This is a genomic window from Streptomyces sp. HUAS 31 (genome assembly GCF_028198125.1).
GTDB lineage: Bacteria > Actinomycetota > Actinomycetes > Streptomycetales > Streptomycetaceae > Streptomyces > Streptomyces chartreusis.
Genome location: NZ_CP116353.1, coordinates 5167539 through 5187561, shown reverse-complemented (window position 1 = coordinate 5187561; position 20023 = coordinate 5167539). Strand labels below are relative to the sequence as shown.

General features: G+C 71.8%; 19 protein-coding genes. 3 read left to right on the top strand and 16 right to left on the bottom strand.

What is annotated here, in order from left to right; genetic code table 11:
• The first annotated feature begins 54 nt into the window (after positions 1-54).
• Positions 55-969 carry an ABC transporter ATP-binding protein gene (locus tag PGH47_RS23125; protein ID WP_271665039.1) on the top strand — a complete coding sequence of 305 codons (915 nt, stop codon included), beginning with the start codon at positions 55-57 and terminating at the stop codon, positions 967-969.
• On the top strand, positions 966-2570 hold the full coding sequence (locus tag PGH47_RS23120) for an ABC transporter permease (protein ID WP_271665038.1): 1605 nt from the start codon (positions 966-968) through the stop codon (positions 2568-2570). Before PGH47_RS23125 ends, PGH47_RS23120 begins: the two co-directional genes overlap by 4 nt.
• A 6-nt stretch (positions 2571-2576) precedes the next feature.
• On the opposite strand, the gene PGH47_RS23115 is transcribed toward PGH47_RS23120, so the two are convergent.
• From PGH47_RS23115 to PGH47_RS23070, 10 genes are all read right to left on the bottom strand, one after another.
• A complete protein-coding gene (locus tag PGH47_RS23115) occupies positions 2577-3170 on the bottom strand; it encodes a Uma2 family endonuclease (protein WP_271665037.1) in 594 nt (197 codons plus the stop codon).
• 88 nt (positions 3171-3258) lie between these two features.
• Entirely contained in the window at positions 3259-4479 is a 1221-nt protein-coding gene (locus tag PGH47_RS23110) for a cytochrome P450 (RefSeq protein WP_271665036.1), read from the bottom strand.
• Positions 4480-4520: 41 nt separating this feature from the next.
• Positions 4521-4955 carry a VOC family protein gene (locus tag PGH47_RS23105; protein ID WP_271665035.1) on the bottom strand — a complete coding sequence of 145 codons (435 nt, stop codon included), beginning with the start codon at positions 4953-4955 and terminating at the stop codon, positions 4521-4523.
• A 25-nt stretch (positions 4956-4980) separates the two neighbouring features.
• On the bottom strand, positions 4981-5646 hold the full coding sequence (locus PGH47_RS23100) for a response regulator (protein WP_126903199.1): 666 nt from the start codon (positions 5644-5646) through the stop codon (positions 4981-4983).
• Entirely contained in the window at positions 5643-6983 is a 1341-nt protein-coding gene (locus PGH47_RS23095; protein WP_271665034.1) for a sensor histidine kinase, read from the bottom strand. Before PGH47_RS23095 ends, PGH47_RS23100 begins: the two co-directional genes overlap by 4 nt.
• Positions 6984-7093: 110 nt before the next feature.
• Positions 7094-7768, bottom strand: a complete 675-nt coding sequence (locus tag PGH47_RS23090) for a response regulator (RefSeq protein ID WP_271665033.1) — start codon at positions 7766-7768, stop codon at positions 7094-7096.
• The gene (locus PGH47_RS23085) at positions 7765-9201 is read right to left on the bottom strand and encodes a sensor histidine kinase (RefSeq protein ID WP_271665032.1); all 1437 of its coding nucleotides are present in this window, start codon (positions 9199-9201) and stop codon (positions 7765-7767) included. Before PGH47_RS23085 ends, PGH47_RS23090 begins: the two co-directional genes overlap by 4 nt.
• A 10-nt stretch (positions 9202-9211) precedes the next feature.
• Positions 9212-10444: an acyltransferase family protein gene (locus tag PGH47_RS23080; protein ID WP_271665031.1), complete on the bottom strand. Its 1233-nt coding sequence runs from the start codon at positions 10442-10444 to the stop codon at positions 9212-9214.
• On the bottom strand, positions 10437-11402 hold the full coding sequence (locus PGH47_RS23075) for an alpha/beta hydrolase (RefSeq protein WP_443048521.1): 966 nt from the start codon (positions 11400-11402) through the stop codon (positions 10437-10439). The genes PGH47_RS23080 and PGH47_RS23075 overlap by 8 nt, the downstream gene beginning before the upstream one ends.
• 447 nt (positions 11403-11849) lie before the next feature.
• Entirely contained in the window at positions 11850-12908 is a 1059-nt protein-coding gene (locus PGH47_RS23070) for an alpha/beta hydrolase family protein (RefSeq protein ID WP_271665030.1), read from the bottom strand.
• Positions 12909-13162: 254 nt separating this feature from the next.
• Between PGH47_RS23070 and PGH47_RS23065 the strand changes: the two genes are divergently transcribed.
• The gene (locus PGH47_RS23065; protein WP_271668128.1) at positions 13163-13765 is read left to right on the top strand and encodes a TetR/AcrR family transcriptional regulator; all 603 of its coding nucleotides are present in this window, start codon (positions 13163-13165) and stop codon (positions 13763-13765) included.
• A gap of 93 nt (positions 13766-13858) precedes the next feature.
• Here the strand turns inward: PGH47_RS23065 and kynU are convergent, their stop codons facing one another.
• The 6 genes from kynU to pyrE form a co-directional block, all read right to left on the bottom strand.
• On the bottom strand, positions 13859-15043 hold the full coding sequence (gene kynU / locus PGH47_RS23060; RefSeq protein WP_271665029.1) for a kynureninase: 1185 nt from the start codon (positions 15041-15043) through the stop codon (positions 13859-13861).
• Complete coding sequence (locus tag PGH47_RS23055) at positions 15036-15908, bottom strand: tryptophan 2,3-dioxygenase family protein (protein WP_093746770.1); 873 nt, start codon at positions 15906-15908, stop codon at positions 15036-15038. Before PGH47_RS23055 ends, kynU begins: the two co-directional genes overlap by 8 nt.
• A gap of 154 nt (positions 15909-16062) precedes the next feature.
• Entirely contained in the window at positions 16063-16476 is a 414-nt protein-coding gene (locus PGH47_RS23050; RefSeq protein WP_107904719.1) for a DUF3151 domain-containing protein, read from the bottom strand.
• A 245-nt stretch (positions 16477-16721) separates the two neighbouring features.
• The gene (locus tag PGH47_RS23045; RefSeq protein WP_271665028.1) at positions 16722-18215 is read right to left on the bottom strand and encodes an MFS transporter; all 1494 of its coding nucleotides are present in this window, start codon (positions 18213-18215) and stop codon (positions 16722-16724) included.
• Between the two features lie 57 nt (positions 18216-18272).
• Positions 18273-19295, bottom strand: coding sequence for a class II fructose-bisphosphate aldolase (gene fbaA / locus PGH47_RS23040; protein WP_271665027.1), 1023 nt, complete (start codon positions 19293-19295; stop codon positions 18273-18275).
• A 170-nt stretch (positions 19296-19465) separates the two neighbouring features.
• Positions 19466-20014, bottom strand: coding sequence for an orotate phosphoribosyltransferase (gene pyrE, locus PGH47_RS23035; protein WP_271665026.1), 549 nt, complete (start codon positions 20012-20014; stop codon positions 19466-19468).
• Positions 20015-20023: the final 9 nt, after the last annotated feature.

The following is a 20023-nucleotide window of genomic DNA, read 5'->3' as shown; positions in this document are numbered from 1 at the left end:
TTTATACGCTTCCTTAACTTCACAAATTTCTGAAAGAAGCGTACGTTCTGAACCATGACGCAGGCAAACCCCGCCATTGAGGTATCCGGACTGCACAAGTCGTTCGGTAAGACGCACGCCCTGGACGGCCTCGACCTGGACGTCGAGACGGGCGAGGTCCACGGCTTCCTCGGCCCGAACGGCGCCGGCAAGTCCACCACCATCCGCGTCCTGCTCGGCCTGCTGCGGGCCGACTCCGGCGGCGCCCAGGTGCTCGGCCGCGACCCCTGGACGGACGCGGTGGAGGTGCACCGCCGGATCGCCTACGTGCCGGGGGACGTGACGCTGTGGCGGAACCTGTCGGGCGGTGAGGTCATCGATCTCTACGGCCGACTGCGCGGAGGACTGGACGCGGGGCGCCGCGCCGAGCTCGTCGAACGCTTCGAACTCGACCCCACCAAGAAGGGCCGCACCTACTCCAAGGGCAACCGGCAGAAGGTCGCCCTCGTCGCCGCCTTCGCCTCGGACGTCGACCTGCTGATCCTCGACGAGCCGACCTCGGGCCTGGACCCGCTGATGGAGGAGGTCTTCCAGCGCTGCGTGGAGGAGGAGCGCGACCGCGGCCGGACGATCCTGCTGTCCTCGCACATCCTCAGCGAGGTCGAGGAGCTCTGCGACCGGGTCAGCATCATCCGCAAGGGCCGTACCGTCGAGAGCGGTTCACTGGCCGACCTGCGGCATCTGACGCGCACGAGCGTCACCGCCGAGCTGGCCGGTCCGCCCAACGGGCTTTCGCGGCTGCCCGGCGTCCACGACCTCGACGTCCAGGGCCACCGCGTGCGCCTCCAGGTCGACACCGACAAGCTCGACGCCGTCCTGCGCTCGCTCAGCGAGTCCGGCGTACGGTCGCTGACCTCGACGCCGCCGACCCTGGAGGAGCTGTTCCTGCGGCACTACCAGGCCGACACGGACGAGGTGGCGGCCCGATGACCGCCACCGCCTTCGGGGTACGGCCCGGCGGCTCGCGCCAGCTCGCCGGCACCGGAACCCTGCTGCGCTTCGCCCTGCGCCGCGACCGGGTGATGATCCCGGTCTGGGTGGCGGTGAACGCACTGATGATCCTCTCCATGCCGAACACGCTGGAGAACCTGTACGCCACCCCGGCCGACCGCGCCAACCTGGTGCAGGACACCGCGACCAACGCCTCCTTCCGCGCGCTGATCGGCCCCGTCTTCGACGACTCGATCGGCGCCCTGACGGCCTGGCGCGTCGGCGTCTACGCCGGTGCGCTCGCGGCCGTGGTCAGCATGCTCCTCGTCGTACGGCACACCCGGGACGAGGAGGAGAGCGGCCGTCAGGAGCTGGTCGCGTCCGGGATGGTGGGGCGCCGGGCCTCCCTGACGGCCGCCCTGCTGACGGCCGTGGTCGCGAACGCCGTACTGGCCCTGCTGGTCACCGCCGGACTCGCGGGCCAGGGCGCCACGGGGGCGCTGGCGCTCGGACTCGGACTCGCCGGGGTCGGCATGGTCTTCGCCACGCTGGCGGCGATCGTCGCCCAGTTCACCGAGAGCGCCCGGCTGGCGCGGGGGCTGACGGCCGGGCTGCTGGGCGCCGCGTTCGTGCTGCGCGCGGCCGGCGACTCGGCGTCGGACGACGGCTCGTCCGCGCTGACGTGGGCGTCGCCGCTGGGCTGGCTGGAGAACCTGCGGCCGTTCGCGAGCGAACGCTGGTGGGTGCTGCTGCTGTTCGCGGGGGCGGCCCTGGTGCAGGGCGTGGTGGCGTACGAACTCGCCGGGCGCCGGGACGTGGGGATGAGCTTCCTGCCGGCCCGTCCGGGCCCCGCGCTCGGCCGCCTCGGCACGGCGGGCGCGCTGGCCTGGCGATTCCAGCGCGGCGGCGTGCTCGGCTGGAGCATCGGCTTCTTCCTCGCCGGGGTCGTCTACGGCGGGCTGACCGACGGGGTGGCCGACCTGGTCGGCGACAACGACAACGCGCGCCGGATCTTCGAGCGCATGGGCGGCCAGGACGGGCTGACGGACGCGTTCCTGGCGTCGATGGTCGGCATGCTGGGCCTGATCGCGGCCCTGTACGTGGTGGCGTCGGTCCTGCGGCTGCACGGCGAGGAGACCTCGATGCGGGCGGAGCCGATCCTCGCCAACGCGGTGGGCCGGCTGCGCTGGGCGGCCGGTCACCTGGTGATCGCCTTCGCCGGCTCGGCCCTGATCATGCTCCTCGCCGGCCTGGGCTTCGCCGTCGGCTACGGCAAGGAGACCGGCCCGATCCTGGGCGCCTGCCTGGTCCAGCTCCCCGCGGTCTGGGTCGTCGGCGGCCTGGCGGTCCTGCTGTACGGCCTGTTCCCGCGGGCGGCGACGGCGGCGTGGGCGGTGGCCGGCGCGGTCCTGCTGATCGGCTGGGTGGGCCCGGCACTGGACGTGCCACAGGCCGTACTGGACCTGTCCCCGTTCGGACACCTGCCGAAGCTGCCGGGCGGCGGGATGGAGTGGTCGCCGGTACTGATCCTGCTGGCGCTGGCAACGGCACTGGTCGCGGCCGGGCTGGCGGGGTTGCGGCGCCGGGACATGACGACCTGATCCGGGTCAGTCGAAGTACAGCTTGAGTTCCTCCGTGTCGAGTTCGATGCCGACCGGGTCGGGAAGGGCGACCCTGCCGCCGAGCCTGACCACATGGATGTCCCGGTAGCCGTCCTCCAGGTCCGGATCGCTGTGCACGAGGACGGACAGGTTGTCCCGGTCGATCAGCAGATAGACCGGGATTCCTGCCTCGGCGTACGCGCGAGGCTTCTCGACCCGGTCGCGGTTGTGTGTGTCCGAGTCGTACGACGTGATCTCGACCGCCATCAACACGCCGTGGGGATCGGCCCAGTCCCCCTGGCCCACGAAGTGATCAACCGGGGCGAGCACCCCGTCAGGTCGAGCCCGCCCTTGGCGGTACGCCTCCACCTTGAGACCCTGCAATGGATTGAGGTCGAGCTCGGGCCTGGCACGCATGCATTGCCGGATCAGCCACATGGTGATCGCGCCGTGGTTGCCGTTCGTCACTTTCTGGAGCCCGATCCGTCCGTCGATGAACTCGAACCTGACGGTCTCGTCCTCCCGCTCGGCGAACTCGGTGATCCGCTCGAACATGTCCACCGACAACTGAGACGACGCACGCTCTGCCATAACCGTCATGGTGCCTCCCTTCGCAGGCATGCACCAGGATGACGAGCCGCCGACTGCCCTCGATCGGGATTCGCTCAGCGATCAGCCGAACGGGTGATCACCTCAGCTCGACGCGCAAACCCTCCAGGCCCCGGATCACGAAGTTCGGCTTGCGGTCGGGGTCCGCCGCCGCCCTCAGGGTCGGTGCCTGCTCCAGGAGTGCCGACATGGATGCCGCCAGTTCGATGCGGGCCAGTGGGGCGCCGATGCAGTAGTGGATGCCCGCGCTGAAGGAGATGTGCGGGTTGTCCGTGCGGGTCAGGTCCAGGGCGGCCGGGGCCTCGAAGACCTCGGGGTCGTGGTTGGCGGAGCCGAAGAGCATGGCGATCTCCGCACCGCGCGGGATCGTCGTGCCGTCGATCTCGATCTCGTCCAGGACCCAGCGCTCGAACAACTGGAGCGGGGTGTCGTAGCGCATCAGCTCCTCGATCGCGGACGGGATCAGGGAGTGATCGGCGCGCAGCGCGGACAGCTGACCGGGGTTGCGGAACAGCGCCCACCAGCCGTTGACGGTCGCGTTCACCGTGGCCTCGTGGCCCGCGTTGAGCAGCAGGACCGCCGTGGAGATCATCTCCTGCTCGGTGAGCCGGTCGCCCTCGTCGTGGGCCGCGATCAGACCGGAGATCAGGTCCTCGCCCGGCTCCTTGCGGCGGGCGGCGATCAACTCCAGGAGATAGTCCGAGAACTCCACCGACGCCCGCACCGCCTTCTCGGCGGTCTCCGGCGACGGATTCAGCTCGTACATCCCGCAGATGTCCGCCGACCACGGCCGCAACTGCCCGCGGTCCGACTCGGGAATGCCCAGCATCTCCGCGATCACCGCGACCGGCAGCGACTCCGCGACGTCCGTCAGCAGATCACCGCCGCCCGCCTCGACCAGCCCCGCCACCAGCTCGCCGGCCAGCCGCCGCACATACGGCTTCAGCTGCTCCACCGTGCGCGGCGTGAACGCCTTCGACACCAGCCGGCGGATGCGGGTGTGGTCCGGCGGCTCCAGGTCGAGCATCCCGTGATCGTTGAGCACATGGAACGGCTCGTGCTCCGGCGGCGGCGCCGTCCGCCCGAAGTCCTCGTGCGTGAACCGGTGCTGGTACGTCCGCCCCAGCCTGCGCTCGCGCAGCAGCGCCGAGACGTCCGCGTGGTGCGGGACCAGCCACTGGTCGGTGGGCTCGTAGTAGTGCACCCGGCCCCGGGCCCGCAGTTCGGCGTAGGCCGGGTAGGGGTCGGCGAGGAACGCCGGGTCCCACGGGTCGAAGGCGAGGGCGGAGGGAGCTGCCATGTCCGGACGTTAGCCCGGCCTCCCCCGGTCTGACCAGGGGCCTAAGCGGTGCCGAAGTCCGGAAGGGTGACCGAGCCGTCCTCGGCGAGCGGGAAGCCGGGGTTGTGGGCGACCTCCCAGGCGTGGCCGTCGGGGTCGACGAAGGCGCTGGAGTAGAAACCGATCGCGTTGACCGCCGCGGGCTTGGTGACCGTCCCGCCGGCCCGCTCCACCACCGCGAGGATGGCGTCCACCTCCGCCTCGGACCGGACGTTGTGCGCGAGGGCGATCCCGCCGAACCCGCTAACCGCACCCGGCTCCAGACCGCAGTCCCGCGCCAGCTTCCCCCGGCCCCACAGCACCAGACCGAGACCGCCCGCCTGGAAGAAGACGGTCTCCTCGACCTCCTGCCCCCGCCAGCCCAGGGCCTCGTAGAAGGCCTTCGACCGGGCGAGGTCGGAGACTCCCAGCGTGATCAGTGTGATGCGCTGTTCCATGCCCCTCACCGTAGGGCCTGCCGGCTCAGCCCGGCGTGACCAGCCGTGCCTCGTAGGCGAACACCGCCGCCTGCGTACGGTCCCGCAGCCCCAGCTTCACCAGGATCCGGCTCACATGGGTCTTGATCGTCGACTCCGCGACCACCAGCCGCTCGGCGATCTCCGAGTTCGACAGGCCCTGCGCGATCAGCACCAGCACCTCCGTCTCCCGCTCGGTCAGATCCCCGTACGCCGCGTGCGCCGAGGGCATCAGGCGCGGCGAGTCGGACATCTTCGAGAACTCCGTGATCAGCCGCTTGGTGATCGAGGGGGCGAGCAGCGCCTCGCCGGCCGCCACCACCCGCACACCGTCGGCGAGCTGGCGCGCCGAGGCGTCCTTCAGCAGGAAGCCGGAGGCTCCCGCGCGCAGCGCCTGGTACACGTACTCGTCGAGGTCGAAGGTGGTCAGCACCAGCACCTTGGCGGCGCCGTCCGCCGCGACGATCTCGCGGGTCGCCTCGATGCCGTTCAGCTCCGGCATGCGGATGTCCATCAGCACTACGTCCGGGGCCAGTTCACGGACCCGGTCCACCGCCTGGCGTCCGTTGACCGCCTCGCCGACGACCTCGATGTCCGGCATCGCGTTGAGCAGGACCGAGAAGCCCTCGCGCACCATCATCTGGTCGTCCGCGATCAGCACGCGGATGGTCATGATCCGTCCTCTGAGGTCGTGGTGACCGGCAGGAACACCGTCACCTCATAGCCGCCGTCCTGCGCCGGGCCCGCCGTCATCTCGCCGTTCAGCATCGAGACCCGCTCCCGCATCCCGGTGATGCCGTGCCCGGCGCCCGGTGAGGGTTTCACCAGGTCGGGCGCGGGCGGCGGGCCGTTGACTATGCGCAGGCCGAGACCGCCGAGGACGTAGGCGACCTCCACCCGGGCGGACGCGCCGGGCGCGTGCCGCAGGCTGTTGCTGAGCGCCTCCTGCACGATCCGGTACGCCGACAGCTCCACCCCGGGCGGCAGCTCACGGGCCGCACCCGTGACCGCCTTCTCCACGTCCAGCCCCGCGTCCCGCACGTTCGCCAGCAGCGCCTCCAGGTCGGCGAGGGTGGGCTGCGGGGCCTCCGGGGCCTCGTAGTCCTCGGCGCGGACCACGCCCAGGACCCGGCGCAGCTCGGTCAGCGCCGCCACCGCGTTCTCCCGGATCGTGGCGAAGGCCCGCTCCAGCTCCGGCGGCGGGTTCTCCACCCGGTAGGGCGCGGCCTCCGCCTGGATCGCGACGACCGACATGTGGTGGGCGACCACGTCGTGCAGCTCACGGGCGATGTTCGTACGCTCCTCCAGCAGGGTGCGCCGGGAGCGCTCGTGCGCGGTCACCGTCTGCTGCGCGGTCACCTCCTGACGGGCCTCCCGGCGGGTGTGCCAGACCGCGACGACGAGCAGGAACAGCGCGGAGACGACCATCATCGGGCCGGTGTTGGTGCCGTAGTAGTGACCCGGACCGAACACCACCTCCCCCAGGAAGCCGTACGCCCCCGTGACGGCCCACATATAGGCCGCCGTGCGCGGCCGGGTGCGTATCGCCACCACAGTCAGCACCGTCAGATGGCAGACGAAGGCCGCGGGCGGCCAGGGCCAGTCGCCCATCGAGCCGCCGAAGAGCACGGTGAGCGGGGTGGCCGCCATCGACGCCCAGAACGCTCCGACCGGCCTGATCATGGTCAGCAGGATCGGAATGACGGCGATCGGACCGAGCACCAGGGCCGCACCGCCGGTGTCGACGGTCGCGATGAGCAGCGTGAGCAGGGCGACCCCGACGAGCAGGGCGTGCGGCAGCCAGGCCGCGTACTCGCGCAGCCGGCCCGGCAGCCGACGGGTCACGGGGCCGTCGACACCCCTGCGCGGCAGCGGGCGGTAGGCGAAGGCGTCGTGGAACAGGTCCTGCCGCAGCCCGCGCAGGGCGTCCGCGGCCAGCCGGAACTCCGGGCTGCGCGGCTTGGCCGCGTCCCCCGGGGGCGGGGTCGGCATCTGAGTCGTCTCGGTCACGTACAGAACGGTAGGCGTCGAGGGGTCTCGCGGTCGTCCCCATGGAGAGGGGTTCCTGCGGGTCCATCTCAGGTACTACGGGTATCACCGCTGGTCGTGCCGGTGCCGGGTCAGTAGCCCGTGGGCCGCACCACACCCGACTCAAAGGCGAACACCGCCGCCTGCGTTCGGTCCCGCAGCCCCAGTTTCACCAGGATCCGGCTCACGTGGGTCTTCACGGTCTGCTCGGCCACGACGAGGCGCTCGGCGATCTCCGCGTTCGACAGGCCCTGCGCGATCAGGGCGAGGACCTCCGTCTCGCGTTCGGTCAGGTCGCCGACACGTTCCTTGAGCGGGGCACGCGGCCGGCCGTCCAGGCGGGCGAACTCGGCGATCAGACGGCGGGTGACGACCGGTGCGAGGAGGGCGTCGCCGGCCGCCACGACCCGTACCGCCTCGGCCAGCTGATCGGCGGAGGCGTCCTTCAGCAGGAAGCCGGAGGCACCCGCACGCAGCGCCTCGTAGACGTACTCGTCGAGGTCGAACGTCGTCAGCACCAGCACCTTGATGTGCGGTGTCGCGGTGGTGATCCGGCGGGTGGCCTCGATGCCGCCGAGCTCCGGCATGCGGATGTCCATCAGGACGACGTCCGGCACGAGCTCGGCGACCTTCACGACCGCGTCCAGGCCGTCCACCGCCTGACCGATCACGTCGATGTCGGGCTTGGTGTTGAGCAGCACGGAGAATCCCTGCCGGACCATCTGCTGGTCGTCGGCGATCACTACGCGGATGGGGCTGCTCGTCATGCGGTGCCGTCCTTGTCGGGGTGCGGGGGGTTGGGGGCGTGGGGGATCGGGTCGTAGGCGAGGCCTTCGATGCGGGAGTGTGCCGGGAGGTAGGCGCTCACCACGTAGCCGCCCTCCCGTGCCGGGTACGCCGAGAGGGAGCCGCCGAGCATCGAGGCCCGCTCCCGCATGCCGAGCAGCCCGTGGCCCGCGCCGTGCGACGGGGGCGCCGGCCGCTGCGGCGCCGAGTTGACGACCCGCAGGCTCACGGCACGCGGCTCGTAGGCGACGGAGACGCGGGCGGTCGCGCCGGGGGCGTGCCGCAGGACGTTGCTCAGCGCCTCCTGCACGATCCGGTACGCCGACAGCTCCACGCCGGGTGTCAGCGGGCGGTGTCGCCCGGTGATGTCGAGGGTCACCTCCAGCCCGGCGCCGCGGATGTTGTCCACCAGCGCCTCCAGCCGGTCGAGCGTGGGCTGAGGCGCGTGCGGGGCTCCGGTGGCGCCGGCGTCCGTACCCGTCGGGTCGAACACGTCCGGGACGTCGGGGTGTTCCGAGCGGAGCACCCCGAGGACTCGGCGCAGTTCGGTCAGGGCGTCCAGGGCGTTCTGCCGGATGCCCTCCAGGTTCTCCTTCAGCTCCTCTGACGGGTTCTCGACGAGGTGTGGCGCCACCTGGGCCTGGATGGAGATGACCGACATGTGGTGGGCGACCACGTCGTGCAGCTCGCGGGCGATACGGCTGCGCTCCTCAAGGAGGGTGCGCTGGGCTCGTTCGGACGCGGTGAGGGTTTCCTGCTCGACGAGCTGGGTGCGGGCCTCCTTGCGGCCGCGCAGTGCGGTGCCGACGAGGACGGCCACCGCGAAGACGGCCACTGCCGTGGTGCCGGTGCCGGAGTAGCGCTGGCCTCCTATGACGCCCTGGAGGAGGAACGTGACGAGGGCCGTCGCCGCGAGCGCCGACACCGCGGTGCGGGTACGGACTCGGAGGGCCAGGAGGAGCAGGGCCGTGGCGTGGGCGAGTACCGCGGGGGTGCTCCAGGGCCAGTTGGGGCCGGGCGGTGGGGTCTCCATGAGGTGGGGGCGGGCGACGAGGGCGATGACTGCGGCGGCCGACAGGTTGAGGGCCCAGGCCTCGGTGGGGCGCCACAGGGCGAGGACGAGGGTCAGGCCGAGGGAGAAGCCGGCGACCAGGCCGTGGGCCGTGCTCAGGTCGTAGTCGGCGCTGAGTTCGTTGCCGCCGGCGAGGGAGACGCCCAGGGCGATCCAGACGGTGAGGAGGATCGTCAGACAGCGGAGCCAGGTTGTGCCGAAGGGCTTGCGGAGGTGGGTGCGAAGGCGGGTGCGAAGGGGTTGCTTCGTGCGGGCATCGTCGTCGGGTGCGGGTGGCCCCTGTGGGGGCTTGGCGCCATCGGCGAGTACCGGTCGGGGGGTTGCGGCCTCCTCTTCGTTCACGTGGGTCACCCTAAGCATGGTTCTGGGCCTTCGTTTTGTGGCTTTCGTGGGAACGGTGGGTGAGGACCACCCGGGACGCGTGGCCCTTCGGGCGGCGGGGGCCCTGTTCGTAGGAGCGGAATGCGGTCCAGCACAGGGCCAGTGCCGCCGCGAAGACGGGGAGCCAGGCCAGGCGGGCCGCCACCCAGGCGAGGTTGTCGGGTGCGGTGTGCAGGCCGGGTAGATGACCCGCCGTCAGGGACGTGGCCGTGGTGGCCATCAGGGCCGTCTGGTGCCAGAGGAAGATCGTCATCGCGGAGAGGTTGAGCAGGGCCACCGCGGCCCAGGCCAGGGGGCGGCGCATCGCGCGGCGCAGAGGCTCCCGCAGGAGCAGGGCCAGGCCGCACTGGGCCAGGCCGAAGGTCACCGCGGCCAGCGTCGGTGGGTTGAGGTTGGAGACTCCGGCGCCGGGGACGCCGACCATGGACGCCGGATAGCCCGCCCGGACGACGAGCGCCGCCGTCGCCGCGGTACCGCCCGTCAGCAGGATCCAGCCCGCCCTCCGGCGCTCCGACTCGCCCCGGGTCCAGGCCGCGCCCACGGTGAACGGCACCATCCAGCCCGCCGCCAGATTCACCCAGCCGACCCAGTCGGGGGCGCCGAGGCCGAAACGCAGGAGGTCGACGTGGAGGACGACGGCCAGCGGCCACAGCGGGTGGAGGCGGCGCAGTAGTGGTGTCGCCGCCGTCAGCGCCGCGAAGACGAGGAGGAACCACAAGGGGGACAGGGCGAGTTTGAGGAGGGTGCGGATCGTGTCCGTCTCCGTGCCCGAGAGCAGGAGGAGAACCGATGCCACCGTCCACAGGCTGAGGACGGCCGCCACCGGTCTGAACAGACGGGACAGCCGAGATGCCAGCCACTGCGTGTACGTGGTGCCACGTTCACGGGCCGAGGTGTAGCCGTGGGTCGCCACATGGCCGCCGACCAGGAAGAACACGGCGAGGGTCTGGAAGGCCCAGGAGATCGGGGCCAGCCAGGGCATGTGGTGCAGTGGGCTCGCGGTGTGCAGGCCGCCTCCGTCGCCGTCCGCGACCAGGGCCGTGACCAGCCAGTGCCCGAGGACCACGCCGAGGATGGCGAAGGCCCGCAGCGCGTCGACGGCCCGGTCCCGGTCGGCCGGCGTTGCGGCGTCGACCTGGGCGGCGCTCCAACGTATGCCCCTCCATATGCCCTTCGGGCGGGCGGCCCGCGTCGGATCAGTCATGGGTCATCTCCGAGGTCTCGCCCAGCACGATGCGGGTCAGGTTCGCCAGGGACGGCGAGCCCGGCCGGAAGTAGTCGCTGTGGCCGCCGTCGCCCGCCGCGAAGACTCGGGCGCCGAAGGACGGGGACATCGGGTCGGTGCCGAAGCCGACGGTCGTGCCGAGGACGTCGATCCGGACGTGCGGTACCTCCGCCACCCAGTCGTCGCCGCCCCGTCCCGCCCAGACGCGGGCCCGGGTGCGCAGGGCCGCGGCGGTGTCCACGCCGGTGCCGGGGCTGCCGATCAGGGCGATGTCGTCCACGTCCAGACCGGGGGCCGCACGGCCGCAGACCACGGAGCCGTAGGAGTGGCAGAGGAGGGAGATGCGTGGTCTCTGCCCGGGTGTACGCGACCCCTCGCCGGCCGCCCCGTTCCCCTGGTCGGCCGTGAGTGCGCGCAACTGCCGTATGAAATCCCGTAGTTCCGGGGCCGCCTCCTCGGCTCGGGCCGTCGTCGTGACCGTCGTGCTGACCGTGCCCGGGGTTTGGTAGCCGAGCCAGGCCACCACCGCGGTGCGGGTGCCCTGCGGGGCTTCCCGGGTGAGCCGCTGGTGGAGGGCGCGGGCGGTGTCACGGAAGCGGTCGTAGGTGTCGATGGACGTGTCGGAGCCCGGGACCAGGACCGCGATGCGGTCGGCGTGGGCCAGGTCGCCGAAGACCTCCGTCGCGAGGCCGAAGCCACGGCCGTCGAAGGAGAGGAACCGGCGGGAGGGGTCGGCCATCTCGCGGTCCGCCTCGGCGCGTTCCCGGTCGCCGTACTCCGCGGCCATGCGGGACGCCTCGGCGGCGTTGGCCCGGTTGGCCTCGTAGGTCTGCTCCAGCGTCGCCGCCGTCACCGGGGAAAGAACGGCGGGGGGCGGCGCGGGGATCTCGGCGCGCGCGGCACCGGACAGCGGGAGGACCACGGCACCGGTGATCACCCCGGCGAGCAGCGCCCGGCGCCATCGCTGTGTACGGCGGCTCTTGCTCCGCCCGCCCTCTCGTCCGTCCGCGCCTGCCCCGCCCGGACTCGCCTGCCGGGGACTCCGCTCCCCCCGATTCGGCTCCCCCGGACACGCCGGCCCCGGACTCGGCTGCCCCGGACAGGCCTGCCCCGAAAACGCCTCCCCCGGACGCCGCTGCCCCGGACCCGCCTCTCCCGGCCCAAGCCCGCCGGCCCCCGTCGAACGCCCCATGGTCGTCTTCCCTCCCAGTCCGCCCGGCCATCGGGCTTGCCTGGTTGGGAAGTTACGGATCCGGCATGGTCGTCCGCGTCACGCCAGGGAGCTCACCTGCAACGTAGCTCTCAAGTACTACGGGTATGAGGGGTCACCAGGACGACTAAGGAGACGCCCCAAAGAAACGCCCCAAAGAAACGCCCCAAGGCGTCACCACGCCAGCTGTGCGATCTCCTCCACCACCACAGCGCAGGCATCCGCCGCCGGATCGATCAGCGGGAAGTGGCCGACGTCCTCCAGCAGCGTCAGACCGACCATCTCTCCCGCCTTCGCCGCCGCGTCCGCGTACGACTCGGCGACCGCCGGCGGGACCACGATGTCGGTGCGGCCCTGGACGATCGTCGTCGCGATGCCCGTCGGGAGCAGGAAGGCCGGGTCGGCGTACGGCAGGCGTTCCGCGAACTCCTCGCCTTCGCCGAGCAGTTGCCGCGCGGCACCCCCGCACACGTCCAGCTTGTCGGCGACCGTGAAGTCGGCGATCGGAGCCAGGGCGACGACGCCCCGCAGGGGCACGGGCCTGTCGGTGCGCCAGGGGGCGTCCGCCGGGAGGACATGGCGGGCCGCCGCCCAGAGGGCGAGATGGCCGCCGGCCGAGTGGCCGGTGAGCACCATCCGGCGGGCGTCGGCCGGCGGAAGCGCCTCCCGTACCAGCGCGGGCAGTGCGTCCAGAGCGGCGGCGACATCGTCGAAGGTCCCGGGCCAGCGACCGGCCACCGAAGTGCCCTCGCCCGAACCGGAACCCGAGCCCGAACCCGAACCGGAACCCGAGCCCGAACCCGGACCGGAACCCGAGCCCGCACCCGGACCGGAACCCGAGCCCGCACCGGAACCGGAGCCCGCACCCGCACCCGAGCCGGAACCGGCACCCGCACCGGCACCGCCCGAACCCGACCCACCCGCCCCGGCCGCCCCCTCCTCCGCCCCCCGCCGATACTCCACATTCGCCACGGCGAACCCCCGCCGCGCGAGGAAGTCCGCGAGCGGCGTGACATGCCGGCGGTCGTACGGCGCACGCCACGCCCCGCCGTGCAGGAGGACGACCAGCGGGACCAGGACGCCCGGCGCGGTCTCACCGCGGGGCGCGTAGAAGTCGATCACCTGGTCGGGATGGTCACCGTAGGAGGCAATGGCGTCGGGATCGACGGGCGGGTGGGAGAAGGCCGACTGCTCCTCGGCGGCGTCCCGGGCAGCTGCGGCGTCGTCCGGCATGCTCCAACCTCTCAGCGAAGAAACGGAATTGGACGAATGCGGGGTGGGGGGAAGGGCAGGACAGGATGGCGGGCGAAAGAGGAGACAGGGTGCGGACCATGTGCGACTTCGGCCGTTGGCGGGGACGGTACCAGGCCCGTCACGTGCGCGGACACGCGGATGTCACGCTCGGTGAGGGTTAAACGGTCCTGCCGTTTCGTTACGCTGGAACCGTGGATCACGCCACGGCGCACACCTGCACCAAGGAGGCCGATATGTCCGCCGAACCCGGCACCGTCCGTCCCGGAGGGCGTACCGCGCGTGTCCGTGCGGCCGTCCTGGAGGCGGCCGGAGACGTGCTGGCGGAGCAGGGATTCGACGGCCTCGACCTCGCGGACGTCGCCCGCCGCGCGGACGTCGGCAAGACGACCGTGTACCGGCGGTGGGGCTCGGTGACGGGGCTCGTGGCCGACCTGCTCGACGACATGGCCGAGCAGTCGCTGCCGCGCGAGGAGACCGGTTCCGCGCTGGGCGACCTGCGGGCCAACGCGGCGCTGGTGCGGCGCACGCTGGCCGATTCCCGGCAGGGCGCCCTGTTCCGTGCCGTCATCGCCGCCGCGACCTGCGACGCGCGTACGGCGCAGGCGCTGCGGCGGTTCTACGGGGTACGGGTCGCGGAGTGGTCGCCGTGCGTGGAACAGGGCGTGGCCCGTGGGGAGTTCCCCGCCGGTACGGACGCCGAGGCGGTCGTACGGGCGGTGTCGGCGCCCCTCTACTACCAGTTGCTGACGACCGGGGAGATCCCCGACACCCCCGCCGCGGAGCGCGCCGCGCGGGCGGCGCATGCGGCTGCCGTGGCGGGGGTGTACGTCACGTAGGCGCTCCGCAGGGAGTGCCGTGGCATGCCGTCTCAAGGCTGCTTCGACACAGCCCCGCACCCCTGTGAAGGCGTCGCCCGACCGGCCCCGACGTCAGCGCAAGACCTCTCCCAACACCCGAGCCGCCCGCTTCACATCCGCGAACCCCACATACAGCGGCGTGAAACCGAACCGCAGCACATCGGGATGCCGGAAGTCGCCGACGACCCCCCGCTCGATGAGCCGCTTCATCACGTCCCCGGCATCCGCGCACCGCAGCGCCACCTGGCTGCCGCGCTCGCTGTGCGCCACCGGCGTCACCGACTCCACGCGCCCCTCGGGCACATACGCCGCGACACACTCCAGGAAGAAGTCCGTCAGCGCCAGCGACTTGGCCCGCACCGCCTCGATCCGCACCCCGTCCCAGACCTCCAGCGCCGCCTCCAGGGCGAGCATGGAGAGGATGTCGGGCGTGCCGACGCGGCCGCGCAGCGCTCCCGCCGCCGGTTCGAAGGCGGGCCGCATGCCGAAGGGCTCGGCGTGCGAGTTCCAGCCGGGCAGGGGGGAGTCGAAGCGGTCCTGGAGGTCCCGGCGGACGTACAGGTACGCCGGTGAACCGGGGCCGCCGTTCAGGTACTTGTAGGTGCAGCCGACCGCCAGGTCCACCCCGTGCTCGTCGAGCCCGACCGGCAGCGCGCCCGCGCTGTGGCACAGGTCCCAGACGGCCACCGCGCCCGCCGCGTGCACGGCGGCGGTCAGGGACGGCAGGTCGTGCAGCCGGCCCGTGCGGTAGTCGACGTGGTTCAGCAGGACGGCGGCCGTACGGTCGCTCAGGGCGCCCGGCACCTCGGCCGGGGTCACGGGCCGCAGCGTACGGCCGGTCATCCGGGCCGCCGACTCGGCGATGTAGCCGTCGGTGGGGAAGGTCGTCGCGTCCACGAGGATCTCGTCGCGGTCCGCGTCGGCCATGCGTACGGCGGCCACAAGTGCCTTGAAGACATTGACACTTGTGGAGTCGCCGACCACGATCTGGCCCGGCGCCGCGCCCACCAGCGGAGCGATCCGGTCGCCGATCCGCTCCGGCGCGGTCCACCAGCCGCTCTCGTCCCAGGAGCGGATCCGCATCCGGCCCCACTGCCGCAGTACGACGTCCTCGACCCGTCCCGGCACGTTCGCGGGCAGGGCGCCCAGCGAGTTCCCGTCGAGGTAGACGACCTCGTCGAGCACGAACTGCTTGCGGACGCCGGCCAGTTCGTCGGCGGCGTCCAGCGCCCCCGCCCGTGTCGTGAGCTCAGACATGGGACCTCGCCGTCCACAGCTCGGGGAAGACGTTCTTCTGCGCGCGCTTCTCCAGCCAGGCCACACCGGCCGAGCCGCCGGTGCCGGCCTTGGCGCCCATCGCGCGGCGGGTGGCGACCAGGTGGTCGTTGCGCCAGCGCCACACGAGTTCGGCGACGTCGGTGAGGGCCTCGCCCAGTCGGGCGAGCTCGGAGTTCTGGTCGCCCGAGTAGATCGCCGTCCAGGCGGCCTCGACCTCCGGCGAGGGGTCGTACCGGCGCGAGACGTCGCGCTTGAGCACCGCCTCGGGGATCGCGCAGCCGTGCCGGGCGAGGAAGCGCAGCACCTCGTCGTAGAGGCTGGGCTCGTGCAGCGCCTTCTCCAGTTCCGCGTGGACGCGCGGGGCGCCGCGGTGCGGGACGAGCATGGACGCGGACTTCTCGGCGAGCAGGAACTCCATCCGGCGGTACATCGCCGACTGGAAGCCGGAGCCCTCGCCGAGGGCGCTGCGGTAGGCGTTGAACTGGGCCGGCGTGAGCTGGCCGAGCGGCTTCCAGGAGTGGTTCAGGGCGTCCAGTTCCCGGACGGAACGCTTCAGGGCGTCGATCGCCACGCCCGGCCGGTCCTCGCGCAGCGCCCGCGCGGCGGTCTCCCACTCATGGACGATGACGGTGAACCACAGCTCCATGACCTGGGTCGTGACCAGGAAGACCATCTCTCCGGGGTCGTCGGAGAGGGTGTGCTGGAGGTGGGTGAGCACATCCGCCTTGACGTAGTCCTCGTACGGCGTGGTGCCCGCGAAGTCGAGATTGGGGGTCTCGGGCTCTTGAGTCTCCGGGGAGGTTTCCGGGGGTGTCTCCGCGGACCGGTGAGCCTGCTGGGACATTGCTGTCTCCTGTGTAACTTCGGGTAGCGGTCCGCCCTGCCGTTATCGGCAAAGGGGCCCCGGTCCCCACCCGGCATCCTCAGGGATCGCCCCGGGTGGCGCAAGGCCCGCCTGGTCACATCGGCGGGCGGGCCTCACGCGCGGAGCCGCGCCGCTAGCCCAGGGTCTGGGCGGCGGTCGCCGAGGAGTCCTTCAGGAACTGCGAGCAGCGCTCGTACTCCTCCTGCTCGCCGATGGAGCCGGCGGCGCGGGCGAGGGCGTGCAGGGCGCGCAGGAAGCCGCGGTTGGGCTCGTGCTCCCACGGGACCGGGCCGTGGCCCTTCCAGCCGTTGCGGCGCAGGGCGTCCAGGCCGCGGTGGTAGCCCGTACGGGCGTAGGCGTACGACTCCACGACGCTGCCCCGCTCGAACGCCTCGTCGGCCAGCTGGGCCCAGGCCAGCGAGGAGGTCGGGTACTTCGCGGCGACATCCGCGGGGGCGGTGCCGCCGGCGAGCAGCTCGCGCGGCTCGGGGTCGTCGGGGAGGTGGGTCGGGGGCGGTCCCCCGAGAAGGTCTTCGTGAATGGCCATGAGGTCCAGTCTGGCCCATGGGAGGAGTACGGCAGCTCGAGGGCGCCCTTGCGGGACGGCGGGCCTTCCTCGCCCCCGCCGCCCCTACCCGTCCCATCCCCCAGGGGCACCGCCCCTTCGACCTCGCCCTCCTGGGGCTGCCGCCCCAGACCCCGCATCGGCCTGAACGGCCTCGTCCTCAAACTCCCCCAAGCTCTACGAGCAGGGGGGACCCCCAGAACGGGCTGAATTACCTGGACCGGCGCTCAGCCTCCCCCACTCCCCTTGCCGTCCACCTCCAGCCGCCCCCGGCTCCGCACGCCCTCCAGCGGTGGTGTCGTCACGCTGCCGTGGTGCAGGCACTCCGGCTTGCGGCAGTCCGGCGGCAGTGGGCGTACCGTCGCGAAGGCGATCAGCGCGCCCAGGACGAGCACCCCGGCGCAGATCGGCATCGCCCGGTCGAACGCGGCGTCGAAGGCGTCGGCCGAGCGGTAGGCCTCCTCGCCCATTCCGGCGAGCAGCGGCAGCGCGGCCACCGCGACCAGGCCCGCCGCCCGGGCCGCCGCGTTGTTGACGCCGCTGGCCAGGCCCGCGCGGGCGGTGTCGACGGAGGCGAGGACGGTCGCGGTCAGGGGCGCCACCAGCGTGACCATGCCGAGGCCCAGGACCAGCAGGGCCGGCAGGACATCGGTGACGTAGGTGGCGTTCTCGCCCACCCGCAGCATCAGCACCATCCCGGCCGCGCACAGCAGCGGGCCGACGGTCAGCGGGATGCGCGGGCCGATCCGGGCGGCGAGGGCGCCCGAGCGGGCCGAGAACAGCAGCATCAGGGCGGTCGTCGGCAGCAGGGCGGTACCGGCGCCGAGCGCCGAGTAGCCGGAGACGACCTGGAGCTGGAGCGCGGCGAGGAAGAAGAAGCCGCTGAAGGCCGCGTAGACACAGAGCGTGACGAGGTTGACGGCCGTGAACTGGCGGGAGCGGAAGATGTCGAGCGGCATCATCGGGTCGGGCCGGTGACGCTCGACGTAGACGAAGGCGACCGCGGCCGCCACGCCGGCGATCGCGGTGATCCACACGGTCACCGAGACCTGCTGGGCCTCGATCAGCGCATACGTCACCAGGGCCAGGGCCGCGGCGCCGAGGAAGGCACCGAGCACGTCGAAGCGGCCGTGCTTGGTCCCGTCGCCGGACTCGGGCACATGCCGTACGGCGATCGGCGCGCACAGCAGCGCCAGCGGAACGTTCAGCAGGAACACCCAGCGCCAGCCCGGCCCGTCCACCAGCCAGCCGCCGAGGAACGGGCCGACGGCCGCCCCGATGCCCCCGAACCCGGACCACATCCCTACGGCACGGGCCCGGTCGTCGGGATGGAAGGACGCCTGGATCAGCGCCAGCGACCCCGGGGTGAGCAGGGCGCCGCCGATTCCCTGGAGCGCGCGGGCGGCGATGAGCACGCCGACGTTCGGTGCGATCCCGCACAGCAGGGAGGCCAGGGCGAACCACACGACGCCGATGACGAAGACCCGGCGCCGCCCGTAGCGGTCGCCCAGCGAGCCGCCGAGCAGGATCAGCCCGGCCAGCGTCAGCATGTACGCGTTGACGGTCCACTGGAGCGCGGCGAGGTCGGCGTCGAGGTCCTCGCCGATGCGTGGGAGGGCCACGTTGACGACGGTCGAGTCCAGCATCGCCATGCTGGAGCCGAGGACGGTGGTGAGCAGGATCCACTTGCCTTGCGGCGAGGCCAACCTGACATCGGGCATGCCCCAGATATACAACGAGCCCGGTGCCGTGGCACCGGGCTCGTCGTGGATCTCGCTTTACTTGATCTTCGTGCCCGTGGAACGCAGGTTGCCGCAGGCCTCGGTCACGCGCGCGGCCATGGAGCCCTCGGCAAGCTTGCCCCAGGTGCGCGGGTCGTAGGTCTTCTTGTTGCCGACCTCGCCGTCGACCTTCAGGACGCCGTCGTAGTTCTGGAACATGTGGGCCGCCACCGGACGCGTGAAGGCGTACTGGGTGTCGGTGTCGATGTTCATCTTGACGACGCCGTTCTCCAACGCGGTCGCGATCTCCTGCTCGGTGGAGCCGGAGCCGCCGTGGAAGACGAAGTCGAACGGGGACGGCTTGCCGTACTTGGCGGCGACGCCCTCGTTGAGCTCCTTCAGCAGCTCGGGACGCAGGACGACGTTGCCCGGCTTGTAGACGCCGTGGACGTTGCCGAAAGACGCGGCGAGCAGGTAGCGGCCCTTCTCACCCAGGCCGAGGGCCTCGACGGTGCGGATGGCGTCGTCGACGGTCGTGTACAGCGAGTCGTTGATCTCGTGCGTGACGCCGTCCTCCTCACCGCCGGTCGGGGTGATCTCGACCTCAAGGATGATCTTCGCGGCGCGGGCGCGCTCCAGCAGCTCCTGCGCGATGGAGAGGTTGTCGGCGAGGGTCTCCGCCGAGCCGTCCCACATGTGCGACTGGAACAGCGGGTTCTCACCGCGCGCGACGCGCTCCTCGGAGACGGCGAGCAGCGGACGTACGTACCCGTCGAGCTTGTCCTTCGGGCAGTGGTCCGTGTGCAGGGCGACGGTGATGTCGTACTTCTTGGCGACGATGTGCGCGAACTCGGCCAGGGCGACGGCGCCGGTGACCATGTCCTTGCTGTGCTGGCCGCCGAGGAACTCCGCACCACCCGTGGAGATCTGGATGATGCCGTCGCTCTCCGCCTCCGCGAAGCCGCGCAGGGCCGCGTGCAGGGTCTGGGAGGAGGTCACGTTGATGGCCGGGTAGGCGAACTTGCCTGCCTTCGCCCGGTCGAGCATCTCGTTGTAGACCTCGGGGGTTGCGATGGGCATCTGTCCGCTCCTTGGAGTGTGCGGGTCGGCGTACTGCGTACGGCGTTCTGGCTTACGGCCCTGACCTAGACCTAGGGATGCGACGTCATCGTCGGCCCCATCTTTCCAGACGAACCAGGATGCTCCGAGCGCCTGTCACCAGCCGAGACGGGCGCCCGTGCGGACCGGCGTCAGTCCAGGCCGAGTTCGTCCTTGGAGTACGCGAAGAGATACGGCACTCCGGCGCCCTGCTCGATCTTCTCGGCGGCGCCGGTGGCCCGGTCGACGATCGTCGCGACACCGACGACCTCGGCGCCGGACTCGCGCACGGCCTCGACGGCGGCGAGCGGGGAGCCGCCGGTGGTGGAGGTGTCCTCGACGACGAGGACACGGCGCCCGGCGATGTCCGGCCCCTCGACCCGGCGCTGCAGCCCGTGCGCCTTGGCGGCCTTGCGGACGACGAACGCGTCGAGCCGCCTGCCGCGCGCGGAGGCGGCGTGCAGCATCGCGGCGGCGACGGGGTCGGCGCCCATGGTGAGCCCGCCGACCGCGTCGAACTCCAGCTCCGCCGTGAGATCGAGCAGCACCTGCCCGACGAGCGGAGCGGCCTCGCCGTCGAGGGTCACGCGCCGGAGGTCGACGTAGTAGTCGGCTTCGAGCCCCGACGACAGGGTCACCTTGCCGTGCACCACGGCCTTGTCCTTGATCTGGTTCAGCAGCTCGCCACGTACGTCAGTCATGCCGCCCAG